Origin of the sequence: Microbacterium cremeum (assembly GCF_015277855.1) — a bacterium.
In the GTDB taxonomy this organism is placed as follows: domain Bacteria; phylum Actinomycetota; class Actinomycetes; order Actinomycetales; family Microbacteriaceae; genus Microbacterium; species Microbacterium cremeum.
Genome location: NZ_CP063812.1, coordinates 804,401 through 825,003, shown reverse-complemented (window position 1 = coordinate 825,003; position 20,603 = coordinate 804,401). Strand labels below are relative to the sequence as shown.

The window sequence follows — 20,603 nt, the reverse complement described above, 5'->3', positions numbered from 1 at the left end:
CTCTTTCTTGGTGGTGGGCTTCACGACGAGAGCCCGGTGGCGATGCGCTCCGTGTTGACGCGCATCATGGTCAGGTAGGTGTCGGCGCCGCCGCCGGGCTCGGTGAGCGACTCGGTGTACAGCTCGATGACCTCGACGTGCACATCGGCCTCCTCGGCGAGCGCCCGCATCAGGCGGTCCGGCGATGACGACTCGGCGAAGATCGCGGGCACGCCCGTCGACTCGATCGCCGTGACGAGACCGGCGAGGTCGGAGGCACTCGGCGCGGCGAGTGTCGTGCCGCCGGGGATCACCGCGCCGATCAGGCGGAAGTCGAAGCGCTCCGCGAGATAGCCGAAGACATGGTGGTTGGTGACGAGGGCCCGGCGTGCGCCGGGGATGGCGGCGAACGCCTCGGTCATGTCGGCGTCGAGGGCCGCCAGTCCGTCGCCGTAATCCGCGGCGTTCGCGGCGATCGCCGCACCGTCCACGCCCGGCAGTCGCGAGAGGGCAGGCACGAGCGCGTCGACGACCTCGGCCATCCGCGCCGGGTCGGTCCAGAAGTGCGGGTCGGGCAGACCCGCCGCATCGCCTTCCCGGTAGTCGAGGATGTCGATCACGTCGCCGGCGACGAACGTGCCGACGCCGTCGGCGGCCGCCGCATCGAGGTGCTGCTGCAGCCCCTCCTCGAGTCCGAGCCCGTTCGAGACGACGAGATCCGCTGCGCGCAGCCGGGCCGCCTCCTGCGCCGAGATCTCGAACGAGTGCGGGTCGGCGTTGGGGCGCATCAGCGTCATCACGTCGGCTTCATCGCCGACGAGCTCGGTCACCACGTCGCCGAGGATGTTGGTCGACACCACGACGAGCGGCCGGTCATCGGATGCCGGAGCGCACGCGGCGAGCGCCGTCACGAGCATCGCGGTCGCAAGCGCCGGGATCAGCCGCCGGATCATCGCCCGCTCCCCACAACGGATGACGGTGCGGTCGGAGTCTCGAACTCGCGGGCGATCCGTGCCGCGTCGGCGAAGTCGATCTCGTACAGCCGCCGCTCCGCGGGCGCGTTGAGGTACGCGCGCTGCTGATCCGCGATGAGCAGGGGCGCGCCGGCGCCGGTGGCGAGCGACTCGGCGACGAGCGGGGCCGTCTCGGCCAGCACCGCGCCCGTCGCGCCGTCCAGCACCAGGACGCGCCCGTCGGCGGACAGCGCGAGCACGTGCTGCGCGGCGTCGTCGACGGCGGTCACCTGCACGAGGGGGGCGGGCGCGGGCAGCAGCGTCCACGACCGCTCGCGCGTGTCGAGCAGCCAGATTCCGGCATCGCCGGCGAGGCCCGCGACAGTGGGCCGCCCCTCGCGATTCGCGAACGCCGTCGCCGGTGGCGCCGTCGCGTCCTCGGGGTACGCGATCCGCTCGAGCACGACGGCGCCGGCGTCGACTGTCGCCAGCAGCGCGCCGTCGGCGCAGCCGATGACCGCACCCACGCGCGTCGTGATGGTTCCGCGGGCGTCGGCGCATTCCGCCGACGCGCCGGGCACCGGCATCCCGCTCTCGTCGTGAACCGTGACGGTCCCCGCGACCGCTCCAGCCGCACCCGGGGACTGCGCCTCGGTCACGAGCGCGAACGATCCGACGGGCACGACCAAGCCGTCATGCGGCTCGACCTCGAGTCGGAACAGTTCGGCGAGCTCTCCCTTCGACAGGGCCTCGGTGTCGAGGAGCACCGCTTCGCCGGTGTCGGCGAAGAAGACCCCGGTGCCTCCGCTGGTGGACGAGTTCGTGGTGGCGACGGTCGCCGGGCCCTCGCCTCGCACGGTTCCGACGATGCGGGGCTCGGCGACGTAGTAGTGGAAGTGATCGACGTGATCCCACGTCCAGCGCCCGCTGTCGACGACGGTGACGCCCCCGGGGCCCGAAGCGAACAGGTAGCGGCCGTCGCCCGTCACGGTCGAAGGCGGTGCGATCGCGCCGAGTCCGGTGACCTCCTCGTCGAGCAGATCGAGGTGACTCACCGCGCCCTCCGGATCGACGGTCGTCAGCCCGAGGGACGGCTCGCTCACCTCGGTCGCGCCGGCGATGTCGCCGTGACCGTCGTCCGAGGGCAGAGCGGCGGGAGCGCCGGCCGTGGGAGCCGCGCATCCGGCGAGGAGCGCGAGCAGCATCCCGAGGGCGGGGATCCCGAGGGCGGGGAGCGCGAAGGCGGAGCGGAACACAGAGTCCTTTCGTGTCGGGGAGATGGTGCGATTCAGGCGGCGGCGGGTGCCGGCGCGGTGAGGCCGTCGCGAGCGGCGCGGAGCATCCACGACAGGCCGGCCAGGCCGATCGCGGAGAGCGCGATCGACGCGCCCGCCGCGGTTCCGGCGTGCCACGACAGCAGAAGCCCCGCGGTGACGGCGCCCACCCCGAGCACACCGGCCAGGACCATGCGGGTGGGGATTCGCGACGTCCACTGCGCGGCGGCGACGGACGGTGCCAGGAGCAGGCCGACCACGAGGAGCGACCCGACGGCCTGGTACGACGCGACGATCGCGAGAGTGACCAGCGCGACCAGCGCCGCCTGTGCCGCGCGCGGGGCGAGCCCGAGCACCGCTGCGGTGCGGGGGTCGATCGCGAGCGCGACGAGCGGTCGATGCGCGGCCGCGGCGAGGGCGAGACCGGCGGCCGTCGCGATCGCGAGGCCCAGGAGGTCGGGGAGGGAGATCGCCAGGATGTCGCCGAAGAGGATGGCCGTGGCATCCGTCGCGAAGCTGCCCGAGTACGAGATCACGATGACGCCCAGAGCGAGCATCGCGACGAAGAGCATCCCGATGCTGGTGTCGTACGACAGGCGGCCGCGGCGCTGCAGCGCTCCGATTCCGAGGCTCATCGCGATGGCGCTGGCCGTCGCGCCGAGTACGACGGGGAAGCCGAGCACCGTCGCGAACGCCACCCCGGGAAGCATCCCGTGCGCGAGGGCCTCGCCGAGGAACGCCATGCCGCGGACGACCACCCACGTCCCGACGACCCCGCACAGCACGGCGACGAGCGCACCGCCGAGGAAGGCGCGCTGCACGAAGTCGAGCGAGAAGGGTTCGGCGATCCAGGTCACGGGAGACGACCGTAGCGTTATTGAGAACGATTCTCAAACTCGATAGGGTCGTGGCATGTCCCTTGTCACGACCCGTCCGCAGATCGCCCGGCTGGAGGGCGTCCACGTCGAACTCGGCGGGCGCGACGTGCTCTGCCACGTCGACGTCGTCGTGCAGCGCTCAGCGCTGACGGTGATCGCCGGCCCGAACGGGGCGGGAAAGTCCACGCTCCTCGAGGTGCTCGCCGGGACGCGGCGCCCCTCCGCGGGTCTCGTCGTCCGCGATGACGCGTCGTCGAGCTTCGTCCCCCAGCGGGCCGCGGTGGCCGAACGGCTCCCCGTCACCGTGCGCGACGTCGTAACGGTCGGCGCGTGGGGGCGACTCGGACCGTGGCGTCGCATGGACGCGATCGCGCGGCGCGCCGTCGACGATGCCCTCGAGAGCCTGGGACTGACGGCACTGCAGCGACGCCCGTTCTCGGAGCTGTCGGGAGGTCAGCGTCAGCGCGCGCTGCTCGCGCAGGGCCTGGCACGCGGGGCGGACCTGCTCCTGCTCGACGAACCCACCACGGCACTGGATGCCGACAGCGGCGAGCGGATCCGGACGGCGATCGCGGCGGAGGCCGGGCGAGGCACCGCAGTCGTGTGCGTGACGCACGACCTCGAGGTGATCGCGATGGCGGACAGGGTCATCCGGCTCGAAGCCGGCAGGGTCGTCGGCGACTCGATCACCGGCTGACCGCCAGGGGATGCCTCAGCCGAGGGGCCGACCGAGCCCTTCGACGAGCTCGGCGCCCGGCAGCGCGAGCAGGGCCGCGCCGGGCAGGAACAGCTTGCTGCCGCGCACTCCCCCGCCGATGACGACCTCGGGGGCGTCGGCGACCTCCGGGTCCACGAGGATCGGCCAGCCCGCTGGGAGCCCCACCGGCGTGATGCCGCCGTACTCCATGCCGGTGAGCGCGACGGCCTCATCCATCGGCGCGAACGACGCGCTGCGCACATCGAGGCGCCGGCGCACGATGCCGTTGACGTCGGCGCGCGTGGTCGCGAGCACCAGGCACGCGGCGAATCGCACGTCGCCGCCGCGCTTGCCCTTGACGATGACGCAGTTGGCCGAGGCATCCGGTGCCACTCCGTAGCGCTCGCAGAACGCGGCGGTGTCGGCGAGCGCCGGGTCGATCTCGACGACGCCGACCGTCGCGGCGACCTCCGGCGCGAGGCTCTTCAGGGCCGTGGAGACCGGCGCGGCGACGAGCTCAGGATGCTGCGTCGCGGGCTGTGCGGTCAGGGTGCCGGTCGCGGTCCACATCATCGGCCCAGACTAACCGCGCCGAATCCTCAGGCGCGCCCCACGGCGCCGTGGCATCATGTGCGCATGCCGCGCCGTCGCAGATGGACGCTCCCCCTCGCGTTCGCCGGAGCCCTCAGCCTCCTCCTCACCGCGTGCGCGCCGGGAGGTTCCGGAGTCGTCGGCCCGGTGGCCCCGGCGATGCGCGGCGGCGACCCGGTCGGCCAGTGGGGCGAGATCGCCGATCGCAGCACCTACCTCACGATCCTGCCCGACGGGACGATGCAGGCCCACGACGGCTGCAACTCCATGGGCGGGACGTGGGAACTCGAGCACGGAACCGTCGAGTTCCACGACGTCTTCGTCACCCTGGTGGCGTGCTCGGGTCTCGACGTGTGGCTCCGGCCTTCGACCGCCGTCGTCCGCGAGGACACGCTGGTGGTCTTCGACGAGGACGGCGATGCCATCGGGACCCTCCCCCGCGTCCCGGAGGAGTGAGCGGACAACCCGCCCCGCACATGCGAAAGGCCCCCGCATCGCGGGGGCCTTTCGGATTCGGGTGGCGAGTGAGGGATTCGAACCCCCGAAGTCGATGACAGCTGATTTACAGTCAGATCCCTTTGGCCGCTTGGGTAACTCGCCAGGTGCGCACCCGCCCGGCTTGTACAGTCGACCGGAGGCGCGATCCACAATCTTACGCTGTCTTCCGCGCGGTCGAAAATCGAGCCCGGTCTACGTGCCGACGCTGTCGGGATCGAGCGCCGCGAGCGCACTCGGGGTGCGCAGCAGCGCCCCCTCGAACCGGCACGTCGCGGCCGCGGCATCCATCGCAGCCTGCAGCACGGCACCCCAGTAGTCCGACCCCGACGGCTCGTCGGTGACGAGAGCGGCGATCGTCGCGGCGAACGCGGCGTCGCCGGCACCCATCGTGTCGACGATGCGCCCGGGAAGGGTCGAGATGGGCCGGGTCACCACCGTGCCGTCGGCCTCGATGGTCGCGCCGGCAGCGCCCTCGGTCGCCAGCACGGCGCGCGCGCCGAGGTCGATCAGACGCGCCCGCAGCGCGTCGAGGCGATCGCCGTACAGCAGCGCCGCATCGTCCTCGCCGACCTTGACCAGCGATGCCCCGGCGGCGAGCCGCTCGAAGCCCCGCACGAACTCGTCCTTGTCGTGCAGCATCCCCGTTCGCGGGTTGGGGTCGACGGCGACGGATGCCTCGGCCGCGGTGATCGCGTCGGCCAGCTCGGCCGTCTGCTCGGCGTCGTCGAACGCGAAGCAGCTGACGACGACGAGGTCGGCATCCGTCATCGCCTTGCGTTCGGCGTCGCCGAACCGGATGCGCCGCCGCTGCGACGCCTCGTTGAAGACGTAGGTCGGCTCGCCGCCGCCGGTGCGCGTGCTGACGGCGCGCGCGGTGCCGTGCAGCGACGGCGTCGCGAGAAGCCCGACGCCGTAGTCGTCGAGGTAGTGACGCACGCGCGAGGCGGGCTCGTCGTCGCCGAGCATCGCGACGAGCGTCGCGGGCACTCCGAGCCGCGTGAGGCCGACGGCGACGTTGAGCGCGGCGCCGCCGACGAACTCGCGCACGCCGGAGTCGTCGCGCAGCTCGTCGATGAGCGCGTCGCCGATCACGACGACGGTCATCGCGGCACCCCGGCGGTCTCGAGCACGCGGCCGACGAACGCCTCGGTGCGCCGCTTCGTGCCGTCGATCTTCAGGTCGACGCTCGCCCGTACCTCGTTCGGCGCGAGGGGAGCCGCGAGCCGCACCATCTCGTGACACGACAGGTCGGCGCAGATGTAGGTGCCGACGCTGTCGCCGTGCGCTCCCGCCTCGCCCGCCTTGCGGGCGGTGTAGAGCACGACCTGGTCGGCCGGCTGCATCGTGTGGCAGAGGTTGCACATCGCCGCGCGGGCACGCGACGAGCCGTCGGCCGCACGCAGCACGATGCCCGTCGGCTCGCCGTCCAGCTCGGCGACCAGGTAGCCGCGGCCTCGGGTGCGTGGGTCGCGCCACGCCAGGAAGTCCAGGTGGTCCCAGTCGGTGAGCACGAAATCGGCGGGCAGCGTGACGAGCCGCAGCTCGTCGGGCGACGCGTTCACGAACGACGAACGCACGTCCTCTTCGGTCAGCGGGCGCATGGCACCTCCTCGCCGCCCCAGTCTACGAACGACGGGCTTCTCCGCCACCCCGTACCCCCCGCGCCCTCCCCCGCGTGGCGTCCGCGGTCTCGGCCGCCGCCGCGCGCTCCACCCGCGAGAGTGCACCTGGTCGCCGAGGGCGTGGGGAGTACCCACACCCTCGTCCGCCAGCTGCACTCTCGCGGTCAAGGGCCAGGGGCGACGGGCCCAGCCCCAGGGCCAGGGGCGACGGGCCCAGCCCCAGGGCCAGGGGCGACGGGCCCAGCGCCAGGGGCCAGGGGCGACGAGCCTAGGGCCTAGGGCCTAGGGCCTAGGGCCTAGGGCCTAGGGCCTAGGGCCTAGGGCCTAGGGCCTAGGGCCTAGGGCCTAGGGCCTAGGGCCCAGGATCAGGGGCGCGGAGCGGAGGGGGGCGAGGCGGAGGGGGCGGGCGTGGCGTCGGCGGTCTCGGGGGCGCGGGAGCGGTCGCGGATGAGGAAGCCGAAGCCGAATGCGATGAAGAACATCAGCACGCCGTACACAGCGGCGGGCAGCGACAGCTCGACCGAGCCGAGCACGGTCTGTGCGATCACGATCGCGAGCGTGGCGTTGTGGATGCCGATCTCGAACGACGACGCGATCGACTGTCGCTTCCCCACCTTGATGAGGCGCGGCGCGAGGTAGCCGACGGTGAGGCTGATGACGCAGAACAGGGTCGTGATGAGCGACAGGCGGCCGAAGTTCTCGACCAGCAGCGTCCAGTTCTGCACGACCGCGCCGGCGATCACGATGACGAGGATGACGACCGACGCGATGCGCACCGGCTTGTCCATCGCCTGGGCGAAACGGGGCCAGAGGCGCCGCACGGCCATGCCGGCGGCGACCGGCAGCAGCACGATCGCGAACACCTCGAGCGTCTTGGCCCACTGCATGCCCAGCTGATCGTCGAACGGGTCGAAGTACAGGATCGAGAGGTTCGTGATGATCGGCAGCGTGAACACCGCGATGACGGAGTTGACCGCCGTGAGCGAGATGTTCAGGGCGACGTCGCCGCGGAACAGGTGGCTGTAGAGGTTCGCGGTCGTGCCGCCGGGCGAGGCGGCCAGCATCATCATGCCGACGGCGAGCACGGGCGGGAGCTGGAACGCGAGGACGAGCCCGAAGCAGATCGCAGGCAACAGGACGAGCTGGCACAGCAGGGCGATGATCACCGCCTTGGGCTGCTTGAGCACGCGGGCGAAGTCGCCCACGGTGAGGCTCAGGCCGAGACCGAGCATGATGATGCCGAGGGCTACGGGCAGCCCGATGGTGGTCAACGCTGACATGGGACTCAGTGTGCCCCACCGTGCGACCCCGTGTCGCGGGTTGTCCACAGTCCCGCCGCCGCGGAACCGTGGACAACCCGGACATCACCTCCAGCCGAGGCGCACCGCGACGACGTCCGCGGCTTCTGAGGGGAACTCCGCCCAGCCCGGCTCGAGCACCCGCCGGGTCATGCGGTACAGCTCGTACGCGCACTCCTCTATCGGCAGGTCCAGCGTCGCGCCGATGTCGGCACCCCACCGCGGGAAGTCGCGCTCGAACCGTCGCAGCGGGTCGATCGTGTCGCGGAGAGTGGTGGATGCCTCGGCGAAGCGACCGCGGATGGCCCGCACGAGATGCTGCACGGCCCATTGCCGGATGAAGCCGTTCCCGTTGATCACCTCGCCCCGGCGCACGCGGCCGACCCCGATGAGGAGCTTCACCAGGACGAGCCGCACGTCGTTCGCGGCATCGAACCGGTCGGCGGCGGCGGCGCGGGCACGGGCCTCCGTGATCAGCGCCGCGGTCGTGCCGGCCCCGTCGTCGACCACGACGCTCGCGTCGCCGGCGACTGCCCCCGCGAGTTCGGCGGCGTCCGAGAAGGCGAACTCGAACACGTGCCCGTCGTCGTAGACGGCGGCGAACCCGATCTCGCCCTCGCGCGCGGTGAGCACGATCCGCTCCTGGTCGGGCAGCCACGACAGGTCGGGCCGCACCGCGGCCCCCTTCCCCGACGCGGTCAGCGCGAAGAAATCGTGATCCGACCACTCGTCGCGGCGGTCACGTGCCTCCTCCGATGCGGAACCGAGGAGCACGAGGCCGATGAGCTCGTCCCGCGCCCGCACTCCGGCCACGAGCCCGGCGCTGAGTTCGTCGAAGCGATCCGGAGCCGTCATGCGCGGGCGTCGTCGAGCACGGGCAGCGACACACCGGCGAGACGCCACACCGCGAACGCGGGACCGTCCGCCGACAGCAGCACCGCGCCGTCGTCGGCGACCGCCAGAGTCGCGTCGCCGAACAGCGCCTCGGCACCGACCGCACCGGGGAGAGCGGATGCCGCGATCTCGGCATCCGCGTCGCCCTTCGCCGCCAGCACGAGAAGCGTCTCGTCGGCAGACTCGCGCACGAAGACCACGGTGTTGTCGTCGACGTGCACCCACCGCAGACCGCCGGTCGCGAGCGCGGGGTGCGCGTGACGCAGGGCGATGAGGTCGCGGTACAGCGCGATGCGCGCGGCGGTCTCGGGCTCGGTCTCGGTGCCCCACGGGATGGGCGTCCGGCTCGCCTCGCCGTCGGCGCCCACGAGGCCGAACTCGTCGCCCGCGAACACCACCGGCAGGCCCGGCATCGTCATCATGAGGCCGACCGCGACGGGGATGGTCCCCGGCGCCGCGTTGGTCGCGAACCGGCCGGTGTCGTGGGTGTCGAGCGGCTGCATGTTGCCGAGCCGCACGCGCCAGGGGATGCCGCCGGTGAAGCGGACCACCGCATCGACGAACTCCCGCGCGGTGTAGCGGGGGATGCCGCCGATAGGCTGCCCGAAGAACCACGGTTCCGTCTTCTCGTCGCCCTCCGCCGTGAGGTACGGCGTGCCGGTCGGCTCGGAGAGCCAGCCCCACAGCGGCCGCGTGAAGGACGGATACGTCATCGCGCCGTGCCAGCCGTCGCCCTGCAGGTCGCTCGCGGCGTCGTTCGTCGACTCCCCCAGCAGGATCGTGTCGGGGTTGATCTCGATCATCGTCTGGCGCAGCAGCTGCCGCACTTCGGCGTTGAGGTCGATCTCGCCGAGCCGCCCGGTCATGTTCGCGACGTCGATGCGCCAGCCGTCGGTCGAGTACGGCGGCTTCAGCCACTTCGCGACCACCGAGTCGGGGCCGTCGATGAAGCGCCGGCGCAGCTCCTGCGATGCCCAGTTGAACTTCGGCAGCGTCGGCGTGCCGAGCCACGACTCGTACTGCGTGTTCGCGCCGTCGGTGAAGTAGTAGAACTCCTCCTCCGGCGCGCCCGGGTGGCCGAGAGCCGCCTGGAACCACTCGTGCCGGTCGCCCGAGTGGTTGCTCGTGAGGTCGCCGATGACACGGATGCCGCGGGCATGGGCCGCCTCCACGAGGCGGATGTAGGCCTCGTCGCCGCCGAGCAGCGGGTCGACGCTGTGGAAGCTGGAGGCGTCGTAGCGGTGGTTCGAGGCCGCCGGGAAGATCGGGGTGAGATAGAGGAGGTTCACGCCGAGCGACACGAGATGGTCGAGCTTCTCGGTGACGCCGTCGAGATCGCCGCCGTAGAACTGCTGCGAGCGCCCGGGCATGACCGGGTCCACCGGGGTGTCCCAGCTCGCTGCGACCGCCCACTCGGGAGTCGCATGCGTGTCGGCCTGCGCCGAACGGGCGAAGCGGTCGGGGAAGACCTGGTACATCACGGCATCCGTCAGCCACGCCGGCGGCGCCGGGTAGCTGAGGAGCGCGAAGTCCTCGGCGTCGAGCGTCTCGAGCGTGTGCAGCCCGGTCTGGTTGAGCCACTCGACGGCGCCCGGCGAGCCGTCGGGACCGGCCTCGTGGACGAGCAGCCACCGGTAGCCGTGGCGCGGGTTGCGCACCGTGACCGGCGCCTCCCACCACTCCCAGCCGTCGATCGTGCCGAGGCGCACGGCATCCGTCCATTCCGGCTCGTGATCGGGGTTGGAGCGCGTGCGGACCGCCGCGAGCGGCCCGTACCCCTCGGGCACGCGCAGCCGGACGGTGACGACATCGCCGAGCGACGGCGCAAGGTTCGAGACGTACAGCGACGAGCCGTCGTGGTGCGGAAGAAGGGTTGTCATGCTCTGGCCTTTCGTGAAACAGGCGGCAGCGCCGCCGGATGAGAGATCGGTGCGACGTGGTTGCACGGCGGGAGCCATGACAGAGCCCTTGAGTTGTTGTTCAGTTGTGCCGCCACGATCCTGACACGGTTCGCGGGTTCTCCGCGCGGTCAGCGCCGGGATTCGAGGTGGATCGCCGCCGCGGCGAACGGATCGAGCGTGAAGACGGCCGTGCCGTCATCGACCCGATAAGTTGTGCCGCGGCATCCGTCGTCGTCTTCCGCACCGGCGCCGCCCGAGACGACATCGCAGTACTCGCCGGCCGGCAGCGTCGTGGGCACCTCGATGCGCTGCGGCTCGTCCCCGACGTTCACGGCGACGACGCCCCTGCCTTCGCGCTCGAACCCGTAGGCGTCGCCCTCGTCGACCCCCTCGAGTCGCGGCGCCGCGCCCGCCACGGCGCGGAACTCGAGCAGGCCGGCGATCGCGCGCCACGACTGCACGCACGTGCGATCGCCGTCGGCGTAGGACTGCGCAGGTCCCTCGACGCCCGCACACGAGGCCGGCAGCACGGATCCCCCGGCGTCCGCGGGAGCGCCGGCGTCACGACCGCTGAACGCGTACCCGGAGTACACGACCGGAGTGCCGTAGTCGTCGGCCAGCATCAGGGCGTTCGCGATCACGTAGAGCGGCCCGGCGCGGTACGTGACGCCCGCCTCGCCGCGTTCGGTGTCGTGGTTGTCGATGAAGACGAGGGCGGCGTCAGAGGGGACGTGCAGCGGACGGTCTCCGTCGAGGACGGGATCCGCGAAGATGCCGTTCCCGAGCTGAGGGGCGAGGTCGCGCGCATACGTGAACTCGAACACCTCGCCGAACCCGGCGTACTCCTCGGGAACGATGGGCTCGCCCCCGCCGCGGATCACCTCGCTGAAGACGCGCGTCCCCTCGGGCAGTTCGGCGACGATGGCCGCGACGTCGTCCGCGGCCATGTGCTTGGCCGCGTCGATCCGGAAGCCCGCGACGCCGAGCGAGAGCAGGTCGTCGAGGTAGGCCACGATCCGCTCGCGCACACGCGGGCTCGACGTGTCGAGATCGGCGAGGTTGACGAGTTCGCACGTCTGCACCTGCTCGCGGGAGTCGTAGTCGTCGATGTCGTCATCCGCCGTCAGCCCGCAGTGATGGAAGTCCTCCGCGCCGTACAGGCCCGGGTAGTCGTCGTGCGCGTACGGCGTGCCCGCGAATCCCTCGCCCGGCGCGTCCTGCCCCGCCATGTGGTTGACCACGGCGTCGGCGATCACGTCCACGCCCGCCGCGTCGCACCGTGCCACCATGTCGGCGAACTGCTCGCGCGTGCCGAGCCGCGACTCCACGCGGTAACTCACCGGTTGGTACGACGCCCACCACTCGGGGCGGTCGACGTGCTCGTTCGGGGGCGAGGTCAGCACCCACGCGAACCCGTTCGGACCGAGGGTCGTCTCGCACTCCTCGGCGATCGCCGACCACGGCAATTGGAAGAGCTGGATGCCGACATCGGGTGCCGACCGCTCGCCGGTCGCGCCGCCGGCCGCCGCACATGCGGCGAGCACCAGCAGCGCCGGCGCCGCGAGCGCGGCGAGCAGACCTCGACGCGCATCGGAGCGTCGCGGACGAGGCATCCCCTTACTTCACACTGCCTGCGGTCAGACCGCCGACGATGTAGCGCTGAAGCGCGAGGAAGAGCGCCACCGGCAGGATCGCCGCGAGCACGGCCCCGGCCGCGAACAGGCTCCAGTTCTTGGAGAACTCGTCGGAGATGAACTTGTACAGCCCGACCGCGAGCGTCTGCTTGTCGGGGTCGATGAGGATGATGCTCGCGATGACGAACTCGCTGGACGTGCCGATGAACGAGAGCAGTCCGACGACCGCCAGGATCGGCGCGACGAGGCGGAGGATGATCGTGAAGAAGATGCGCGCGTGCCCCGCGCCATCGATCTTCGCCGCCTCGTCGATCGACGAGGGGACGGTGTTGAAGAACCCGTACATCAAGTAGGTGTTCACCCCGAGCGCGCCACCGAGGTACACCATGATCAGGCCGATCTGCGTGTTGAGCCCGATCGCCGGGAAGATGTCGCTGATCTGCACCATGAGCAGGAAGATCGCGACCATCGCCAGCATCTGCGGGAACATCTGGACCACCAGCAGCGTGGTCAGCCCGAAGCGACGCCCGGTGAATCGCATGCGCGAGAAGGAGTACGCCGCGAGCGCACCCAGGATCACCGTGCCCGCCGCCGTGACGAGGCCGATCACGAGTGTGTTGACGAACCACGCGCCATACGGATGGGTCGACGAGCGGAACAGGTCGACGTAGCTCTCCATGCTCACGTTCGAGAAGAGCGCGTTGGCCGTGAGCAGCGTGCCGCCGGGGTTCAGCGACGCCGACACGATGTAGAGCAGCGGGAAGAGGGCGAACACCGTGATCACGATGCCCACGAGGTGACGCCACCCGGTCTCTCGGAAGTAGCGCTTGAAGCGGCGCCGCGGCAGTGGCGCCTCGCCCCGAACGCCTCCGGCGTCGTGCCCGGTGGCGGTGTCGAGATCGGCATCGTCCGCAGCGACGCGGTCGAGAAGGTTGCGCGCGGCGGGGGCGCCCGGCTGGAGAGTGCTCATTTCAGTTCAGCTCCTCGAGTGCCTTGGTGCGTCGGAACGCGATCACCGAGATCGTCGCGACGAGCAGGAAGATGATGATCGAGAACGCGCTCGCGAGGCCGTAGTCCGCGGTCGAGCCGACGAAGGCGACCTTGTACACCATCGTGATGAGGATGTCGGTGGCCCCGACATTCACGTCGGCGGCGACATCGCGCGGCCCGCCGCCGGTCAGCATGTAGATCAGGCTGAAGTTGTTGAAGTTGTAGGCGAAGGACGCGATCAGCAGCGGCGCCACGGCCACGAACAGCAGCGGGAGCTTGATGTTGCGGAAGATCTGCCACGCGCTGGCGCCGTCCACGCGCGCCGCCTCCTGCACGTCGTCGGGGATCGACTGCAGCGCCCCCGTGCAGATGAGGAACATGTACGGGAAGCCCAGCCAGAGGTTCACGAGGATGATGCTGAACTTCGCCAGCCATTCGTTCGTGAGCCAGGGGATGTCGGCGCCGCCGAACAGCACGACGTTGAGGAAGCCGAACTCCTGGTTCATCATGCCGGCCCAGACCAGCGCCGACAGGAATCCGGGGAACGCGTACGGCAGGATCATGATGACCCGGTAGTACTTCTTGGACTTCATGCGCGGATCGTTGAAGACGATCGCGAGGAAGAGGCCGAGCGCGAAGCACGTGAAGACCGACAGGAACGCGAAGACGAAGGTCCACACGAGCACCGCGAGGAACGGTGCGCGGATCGATTCCTCGGTGAAGGCCCGGACGAAGTTGTCGAATCCGACGTTGATCTGCCATCCGGGCCGGAGCTCCGCGCCATTGGGTGCGGTGAAGGCGCCGGTGCCGATGTCGGTGTACACCGTGCCGGTGCGGGTGTCCGTCATGGTGCCCGCCGCCTCGTCGTACTCGAGGTTCGACAGGTACACGTAGGCGCGGGAACCGTCGGGCGTGCGCAGCGCGCCGTCGTTGGGATCATCGCTGAGCGGTACGGCCATCTCGGCGATGACGTTCTGGTTCGCCACGACGTCGGCGAAGCGCAGCGTGTTGTAGCCGGGCACCGAAACGGCCTTGCCGTCTTCGATCTCGGCGTTGTCGACGGGCTGGAGCGGCCGCTCGACCCCGCCGAGCTCGATCTCGCCGTCGGGGTCGGTGACGAGGAACGAGAACTCGCCGAGCTGCTCGACGATCGTCACGTCGTACGCCGGGGAGTCGGGGACGCGTTCCTGCGCCGAGAGCATGAGTGCGTTGACGGCGCTCTCTTTGGAGCTGTTGTGGCCGGTGCCGTAGTTCGTGAAGGCGATGTAGGCGGTGTAGCCGGCGACGAAGATCTGGAAGACGAGCAGGAAGATGAGTCCGGGGATCAGGTACTTGGCCGGGAGGTTTCCGCGGCTGAAGTACACCCAGTTCGCAATGCCGGTGATCGCCAGGAGGAGGATCGCCGGGATGAGCTGCTCGCTCTGGAACAGGACGAGTGCGGCGTAGAGCGCCAGGGCGTCGATGATGCCGAGCGCGACGACCTTGAACAGCAGGAGCTTCCATCCTGCGCCGGCGGCCTCGGCGATCTTGGCGGCGCGACGCGAGCGCTTGCTCTTGATGGTCTCGGCCGCGGTCTCGCGGTCAATCGTCGGGGTCGTCATCGGCTCCTCTTTCCGGGGCTGCGGGAACGCCGGGCCGGGACGGCGTCCTGTCGGACGCCGCCCCGGCTGCGCGGGTTACTCGATCTCGGCCTGGATGTCGGCCGCCATCTTGTTCCACAGCTCGACCGGGTCGCCCCCGGCGCCGTTGATGATCGCACCCTCGGTCACGCCCCAGAACTGCCACACGGCACCCATCTCGGGGATGCTGGGCATCGGCACCGCGTCGGCGCCGACGGCACCGAAGCCGGCGGTGATCGGGTCGCTCGCGACAGCGGCCTCGTAGGCGGAGGTCAGCGCGGGCGTACGTCCACCGACCTCGTAGAGGGCCGACTGGACCTCTTCGCTGCCGATGTAGTTCACCAGGAAGTCCGTCGCGGCGAGCTTGTTGTCGCTCTCGGCGCTCAGGAAGAAGCCCTGCACACCTGCGAACGGCTGCGCGGCCTGCCCGCCCGCGGACGGGATCGGGTCGACGGCGAGGTTGAGGCCGGCCTCCTCGGCAGCGGGCACGTTCCACGGCCCGGTGAGGAAGAAGGGCGACTTGCCGGCGACGAAGTTCTCACGCGCGAGGTCGCCGTTGATGTTGGTGTTGAGCACACCGGCACCGGTTGCACCCTGCGAGGCCAGCCACGTGGCGAACGCCTGACCGCCCTCGTTGCCGATCTGCAGGTCGGCGGGGTCGTAGCCGCCGTCCGAGCCGGTGCCGAACACCGGGGCGCCGAACGAGGTCTGGAACGGGTAGAGGTGGTACGGGTCGGCCGCCTCGGGGTCGAGGCCGACCAGGAACGCGTACTCCGTACCGGCCGCCTGGCCCTTCGCGATCATGTCGTCGTACGAGGTGGGCGCCTCGGGGACGAGGTCGGTGTTGCGCAGCAGACCGATGTTCTCGATCGCGTAGGGAACGCCGTAGACCTGGCCCTCGTAGCTCCATGCGTCGATGGCGACCTGCTCGTAGTCGCCGGCCGAGTCGCCGAGCTCGACGGGGGCGACGACACCGTTGGTGACGAGAACGCCCAGCCAGTCGTGAGCGCCCACCGCGATGTCGGGGCCCTCGCCCGTCGGAACCTGCTGGACGAACTGGTCGCGGATGTCGCCGAACTCCTTCTGCACGAGCTTGACGTCGACACCGGTCTCCTCGGTGAACGCGGCAGCTGCGTCCTCGAGGACCGACGCGCGGTCCGCGTCGACCCAGACCGTGATCTCGCCGGCCGACTCCTGGTCGCCCGAGTCTCCGTTGTCGGCGCCGCCGCCGGCGCAGCCGGCGAGGGTCAGGGCCGAAACAGCAGCGATCGCGCCGAAAGCGGCGATGCTCCTCTTGTTCACCTTCATTGGTGGGTGCCTCTCTTGAGTGCTGATGTAGTGCCGACCTTCGAGCCGACGCTGAAGACCGTTCCTGAGTGCCCGCAGCGAACGGAGAACGGGTTCACCGGAACTGCAAGCGCTTACATTCTGACTGATGGCAAGGATTCAGGCAACTCGCACCTTGACAATCGATACCGCCCTGTGACATTCGCATCACCGTGGAACCGCTTGCATGAACGCGGCCGGGACTCTTCGCGCCTCCGGCACCGGCTCCGCTGCGCGGCGCGCGCACGCCGATAGACTGCCGCGCATGGCAGATTCCTCCTTCGACATCGTCAGCAAGGTCGACCACCAGGAGGCCGACAACGCGCTCAACCAGGCCCGCAAGGAGGTCGAGCAGCGCTACGACTTCAAGGGCACGGGGGCCTCGATCGAGTGGAGCGGCGAAGCCGTCCTGATCAAGGCGAACTCCGAGGAGCGCGCGAAGGCCGTGCTCGACGTCTTCCAGTCCAAGCTCATCAAGCGCGGCATCTCGCTCAAGAGCCTCGAGTCGGGCGAACCGGTCGCCAGCGGCAAGGAATACCGCATCACCTCGACCATCAAGGACGGCATCTCGTCCGAGAACGCGAAGAAGATCTCGAAGATCATCCGCGACGAGGGCCCGAAGTCGGTGAAGTCGCAGATCCAGGGAGACGAGCTGCGTGTGCAGTCGAAGTCCCGCGACGACCTCCAGGAGGTGCAGCGCCTGCTGAAGGCCGCCGACCTCGACGTCGACCTGCAGTTCGTCAACTACCGCTAGTACTCACCCCTGGCGTGGTCGCGTCGCCCAGGTGAACGGCTCGGTCACGGGATCTCCTCCACACTCACGGACCACGCGGGAAGCGGATCAGCGAAACGGCTCCAGGCCACAGGACCGGCGGCGAGCTCGTCATCTGTGATCGCGGCGGTGTCGAGCGCGTCGCGAATTCCGTACACGTCGAGGTCGAGGCCCGTGAACGGCAGGTCTTGCGCCGTCGTCGCGGTCTCCACATCCGCGGCGATCGGGTCGATCCAGATCGCCGAGCCGACATGGTTCCAGCGCGCGAGGACGCCGGCACGGGTCGCGAGGCGACAGAAGCCGGCCGACCGGAGGATGGTCCCCCAGTCGACCGGAATCGAGTTCGTCCAACACCGTCGACAGTCGGCCTGGGTGGAACGGCCGCGGCTGCTCGTACCGCGACGTCGTCACGCGGCGATCGGTCATGTCGGGACCGTGCTCATCGTTGAGGGCGTGGACCCACCCGGCCCGCTCGAGCAGCGGGGGCGCGCTCCGCCCAGCCGCGAGCAGGGCATGGACGTCTTCTGCGGGCCCGCGGGAGAGACGGACCCGTGCCGTCGGATTGAGATGGGAGGTGATCGCCATGAGGATCGACAGTTCCGCGGTGGGCGTCGATTCCCAGTTCACGAAGGTGATCAGCGTCGCGCACTCGAGGTACGAGATCGCTTGGCGCGCGCGCGATCCGAAGTCGCCCCTGTCATCGCCCGGCCTCACGGATCCGATGAGCGGCCTGCCGTCGCGGAGGTCGTCCCCCAGGTGCACCGCATCGACGACGCAGATGACCGACGAGTGCGGATCGTTCGCGATCGCGAGGTGTGGCAGGTCGCATGCGCTGACCCCGGCGCAGCGGCTGGCCGGCGCGGGGCGTGGCGACCGGTGGGCGCTGGGGCGAGCCGCGCGCGCTAGGCGAGCCGCGCGCCATGGGGCGAGCGGGCTACAAGGGGCGTCAGGGCTGATCGCACCAGGAGAGCGGAGCGTTCGCGGGATCGTCATCGGTTGAAGCTCCGCCCCCGGTCCGCAGAATGCCCGCTCGAGGCATCCGCGTTTCTCACACCTCGCGGGCAACGAAAAGGCCCCGGGTGCTGGGGACACCCGGGGCCTGTCGTCGTCGATAATTCGCTCGTCCACCCCCCGGCGAACGGCACCTGACGACGTGATCTGGGAAGGATCTTGGGGAGGGCCTTCCCGTGAGGCGCTGGGGACACCTCGTGTAGAAGTGTATCCCGATTGGTAGAACCATCGCTGTCCCCTCTTCGGGGGACATTTGTCAGCCGCGTGCGACGTAGCCGTCGAGCCACTCCGCGAGCGTCGTGAACGCCGCTGCACGGGGTCCGGGACGCGAGAGGAACACGTCGTGGATCGCACCCTCGATGCGCGCGATGGTCACGAGGCGCCCGATGCGCGTGGCCGCCCGCGCGATGTCGTCGACCCACAGTACCGAGTCGGTCGACGTCATGGAGTCCCGCCACGCGAGCGGCGGGGTCGACTCGGCCGAGAGCAGCACGAACGCAGGACAGCCGACTTCGACGCCGCCGGCGACGCGGCGATGGCCGTCCAGCACCGCGGCGAGCCAGCCCGGCGCCGTCGGGAAGCCGCGCTCGGGACGCCACGCCGCCTGCTCCTCCCCCGCCGGAAGGGTGCCGATCTCGGCCTGGGCGCGCGTGTAGAAGCCGAGATCGACCGCCGGCTGCGACCCGCGCGGGTCCAGCCGCGCGCGCATCTCGACGAGAGGCGCGAGCGCCTGGCGGCCGATCGCACCGAGCTGCAACTCGAGCCACGGGCTGTTGAGCACGAGCGCGGCGGCGCGCCCCGGGTGCCGGTCCGCCCACAGCGTCAGTGTCAGACCGCCGGTCGAATGACCGAGGAGCACCAGCCGGCGCCGGGTGCCGGCATCCGTCTGCCCCATCGCCTCGAGCGCCGCCTCGATGTCGGCGTCGTAGTCGTCGAGGTCGTCGATGTAGCCCGGCGCGTCACCGTCGCGCAGGCTGCGCCCGTACCGGCGCAGGTCGAGGGCGTAGAAGCGCGCACCGCGCCGCGTCCAGAACTGCGCCACCTCGCGCTGGAAGAAATAGTCCGACCAGCCGTGCACCGCCAGCACGTCGACGTCGCGCAGCGGCGCGAACAGCGACGTGAGAGGGTTCGGGATGGTGCGCACCAGAGTCGCGACGACAGGCCCGGCCTCGTCGTCGACCCCGAGCGGCAAGGTCAGCTGCTCGAACGGAGCCCCGAGGACATCTGGGACCCATTGTCGGAGCTGCCCGGCCATGGCCTCAGCCTACGTGCGCGAACTCACTCGCCGCGGGAGATGCTCACCATGTCCTCGCGCGGCACGACCTTGATGCGAGCCCGCTCGCTCGGTGCGCCCAGGGCCATCTCGTGCTCGTCGAGCCGGTGCCACCCCTCGAGGTCGGTCCACGCGACGCCGCGGGACGCCAGCAGTTCGGGGATCGCCTTCTCGGACGGGTCCGCCGGCTGCCACCACGTGCCCTGGTCGTTGATGAGGTGGCGGATGGTCTCCATCGCGTCGGACTTGGTGTGGCCGATGAGGCCGACCGGCCCGCGCTTGATCCAGCCGGTCGCGTAGACGCCGTTCACGCGCTGGTTGGAGTCCGTGCTCAGCACCTGCCCCTCGCGGTTGGGGATCACGCCGTGCCGCATGTCGAACGGCACGCCCGGCAGCGGCGAGCCGAAGTAGCCGACCGCACGGTACAGCGCCTGGATCGGCACCTCGCGGATCTCACCGGTGCCGACCACGCCGCCCTCGCCGTCGGGACGCGTGCGCTCGTACACGAACGACGACACCCGGCCCTCGGCATCCGTCTTCACTTCGAGCGGCTTGGCGTAGAAGTGCAGGTGCAGACGCCGCGACGCGGTGCCGCCGGCGTTGTTGACGGAGTCGCGCTTGCGCCACGACTGCAGCACGCGGTCGATGACCATGACCTGCTTGTTGCTGGCGATCGCGGCGCGCGAGGCCTCGTCGTAGTCGAAGTCCTCGTCGTAGACGACCATGTCGACGTCGCGCAGCTCGCCGAGTTCGCGCAGTTCGAGCGGCGTGAACTTGACGTTCGCGGGGCCACGACGGCCGAACACGTGCACGTCGGTGACCTTCGAGGCGGCGAGCCCCTCGTAGACGTTGTCGGGGATCTCGGTGGGCAGCAGGTCGTCGGCGTGCTTGGCCAGCATGCGGGAGATGTCGAGCGCGACGTTGCCGTTGCCGATGACGGCGACGGATGCCGCATCCAGCGGCCACTCGCGGGGAACGTCGGGGTGGCCGTCGAACCAGCTGACGAAGTCCGCGGCCCCGTACGATCCGGCGGCGTCGATGCCGGGGATGTCGAGATCGGAGTCGCGGATCGCCCCCGTCGCGAAGATCACGGCGTGGTAGTGGCGCTTGAGGTCTTCGAGGGAGATGTCCTCACCGAAGCGGACGTTGCCGAAGAGCCGGATGTCGCCGCGGTCGAGCACCTCGCGCAGCGCCGTGATGATGCCCTTGATGCGCGGGTGGTCGGGCGCGACGCCGTACCGGACGAGCCCGTACGGCGCCGGCAGCTGCTCGAAGAGATCGATCGAGACGTCGAACTTGCGCTCGGCCTTCAGCAGGATGTCGGCGGCGTAGATGCCCGCCGGTCCTGCACCGACGATCGCCAGCCGGAGCTTGGTCATGTGGGTCCTTTCGG

19 protein-coding genes and 1 tRNA gene are annotated in these 20,603 nt (G+C 70.3%); 3 read left to right on the top strand and 17 right to left on the bottom strand.

Translation table 11 applies throughout. The features are described 5' to 3' along the window. Window positions 1-20: 20 nt before the first annotated feature. The 3 genes from aztC to aztB are packed head-to-tail and all read right to left on the bottom strand — an operon-like array spanning window position 21 to window position 3,063. Window positions 21-932 (bottom strand): zinc ABC transporter substrate-binding protein AztC, encoded by a 912-nt coding sequence (aztC, locus tag IM778_RS03455; protein ID WP_194410699.1) that lies wholly within the window; start codon window positions 930-932, stop codon window positions 21-23. Then, window positions 929-2,188, bottom strand: coding sequence for an ABC transporter (locus IM778_RS03450; RefSeq protein ID WP_228484727.1), 1,260 nt, complete (start codon window positions 2,186-2,188; stop codon window positions 929-931). Before IM778_RS03450 ends, aztC begins: the two co-directional genes overlap by 4 nt. A 32-nt stretch (window positions 2,189-2,220) precedes the next feature. Further along, window positions 2,221-3,063: a zinc ABC transporter permease AztB gene (gene aztB / locus IM778_RS03445; protein ID WP_194410698.1), complete on the bottom strand. Its 843-nt coding sequence runs from the start codon at window positions 3,061-3,063 to the stop codon at window positions 2,221-2,223. 55 nt (window positions 3,064-3,118) lie between these two features. Between aztB and aztA the strand changes: the two genes are divergently transcribed. Then, window positions 3,119-3,781, top strand: a complete 663-nt coding sequence (gene aztA / locus IM778_RS03440) for a zinc ABC transporter ATP-binding protein AztA (protein WP_194410697.1) — start codon at window positions 3,119-3,121, stop codon at window positions 3,779-3,781. Window positions 3,782-3,796: 15 nt separating this feature from the next. On the opposite strand, the gene IM778_RS03435 is transcribed toward aztA, so the two are convergent. After that, a complete protein-coding gene (locus IM778_RS03435; protein WP_228484822.1) occupies window positions 3,797-4,351 on the bottom strand; it encodes a YbaK/EbsC family protein in 555 nt (184 codons plus the stop codon). Between the two features lie 66 nt (window positions 4,352-4,417). Between IM778_RS03435 and IM778_RS03430 the strand changes: the two genes are divergently transcribed. Then, a complete protein-coding gene (locus tag IM778_RS03430) occupies window positions 4,418-4,828 on the top strand; it encodes an META domain-containing protein (protein WP_194410695.1) in 411 nt (136 codons plus the stop codon). A gap of 62 nt (window positions 4,829-4,890) precedes the next feature. Here IM778_RS03430 and IM778_RS03425 read toward each other — a convergent pair. The 10 genes from IM778_RS03425 to IM778_RS03380 form a co-directional block, all read right to left on the bottom strand. After that, window positions 4,891-4,972 (bottom strand) — tRNA-Tyr (locus IM778_RS03425). Window positions 4,973-5,062: 90 nt separating this feature from the next. Then, entirely contained in the window at window positions 5,063-5,974 is a 912-nt protein-coding gene (locus tag IM778_RS03420) for a PfkB family carbohydrate kinase (protein ID WP_194410694.1), read from the bottom strand. Beyond that, window positions 5,971-6,471, bottom strand: coding sequence for an FBP domain-containing protein (locus IM778_RS03415; protein WP_194410693.1), 501 nt, complete (start codon window positions 6,469-6,471; stop codon window positions 5,971-5,973). The genes IM778_RS03420 and IM778_RS03415 overlap by 4 nt, the downstream gene beginning before the upstream one ends. 386 nt (window positions 6,472-6,857) lie before the next feature. Then, entirely contained in the window at window positions 6,858-7,772 is a 915-nt protein-coding gene (locus IM778_RS03410; RefSeq protein WP_194410692.1) for a bile acid:sodium symporter family protein, read from the bottom strand. 84 nt (window positions 7,773-7,856) lie between these two features. Then, on the bottom strand, window positions 7,857-8,645 hold the full coding sequence (locus IM778_RS03405) for a hypothetical protein (RefSeq protein WP_194410691.1): 789 nt from the start codon (window positions 8,643-8,645) through the stop codon (window positions 7,857-7,859). Then, window positions 8,642-10,564, bottom strand: coding sequence for an alpha-amylase family glycosyl hydrolase (locus IM778_RS03400; protein ID WP_194410690.1), 1,923 nt, complete (start codon window positions 10,562-10,564; stop codon window positions 8,642-8,644). Before IM778_RS03400 ends, IM778_RS03405 begins: the two co-directional genes overlap by 4 nt. 149 nt (window positions 10,565-10,713) lie before the next feature. Then, a complete protein-coding gene (locus IM778_RS03395; protein ID WP_194410689.1) occupies window positions 10,714-12,198 on the bottom strand; it encodes an alpha-amylase in 1,485 nt (494 codons plus the stop codon). 4 nt (window positions 12,199-12,202) lie between these two features. Further along, on the bottom strand, window positions 12,203-13,189 hold the full coding sequence (locus IM778_RS03390; protein WP_194410688.1) for a sugar ABC transporter permease: 987 nt from the start codon (window positions 13,187-13,189) through the stop codon (window positions 12,203-12,205). 1 nt (window position 13,190) lies between these two features. Then, the gene (locus IM778_RS03385; protein WP_194410687.1) at window positions 13,191-14,810 is read right to left on the bottom strand and encodes an ABC transporter permease subunit; all 1,620 of its coding nucleotides are present in this window, start codon (window positions 14,808-14,810) and stop codon (window positions 13,191-13,193) included. A gap of 75 nt (window positions 14,811-14,885) precedes the next feature. Beyond that, entirely contained in the window at window positions 14,886-16,136 is a 1,251-nt protein-coding gene (locus IM778_RS03380; protein ID WP_194410686.1) for a sugar ABC transporter substrate-binding protein, read from the bottom strand. Window positions 16,137-16,419: 283 nt separating this feature from the next. On the opposite strand from IM778_RS03380, the gene IM778_RS03375 reads away from it, so the two are divergent. Beyond that, complete coding sequence (locus IM778_RS03375) at window positions 16,420-16,908, top strand: YajQ family cyclic di-GMP-binding protein (protein WP_194410685.1); 489 nt, start codon at window positions 16,420-16,422, stop codon at window positions 16,906-16,908. 44 nt (window positions 16,909-16,952) lie between these two features. Here IM778_RS03375 and IM778_RS17975 read toward each other — a convergent pair whose 3' ends face one another. The 3 genes from IM778_RS17975 to IM778_RS03360 form a co-directional block, all read right to left on the bottom strand. Then, window positions 16,953-17,243 carry a hypothetical protein gene (locus tag IM778_RS17975; protein WP_228484821.1) on the bottom strand — a complete coding sequence of 97 codons (291 nt, stop codon included), beginning with the start codon at window positions 17,241-17,243 and terminating at the stop codon, window positions 16,953-16,955. Window positions 17,244-18,193: 950 nt separating this feature from the next. Then, complete coding sequence (locus tag IM778_RS03365) at window positions 18,194-19,192, bottom strand: alpha/beta hydrolase (RefSeq protein WP_194410684.1); 999 nt, start codon at window positions 19,190-19,192, stop codon at window positions 18,194-18,196. A gap of 23 nt (window positions 19,193-19,215) precedes the next feature. After that, complete coding sequence (locus tag IM778_RS03360; protein ID WP_194410683.1) at window positions 19,216-20,589, bottom strand: FAD-dependent oxidoreductase; 1,374 nt, start codon at window positions 20,587-20,589, stop codon at window positions 19,216-19,218. Between the last annotated feature and the right edge of the window lie 14 nt (window positions 20,590-20,603).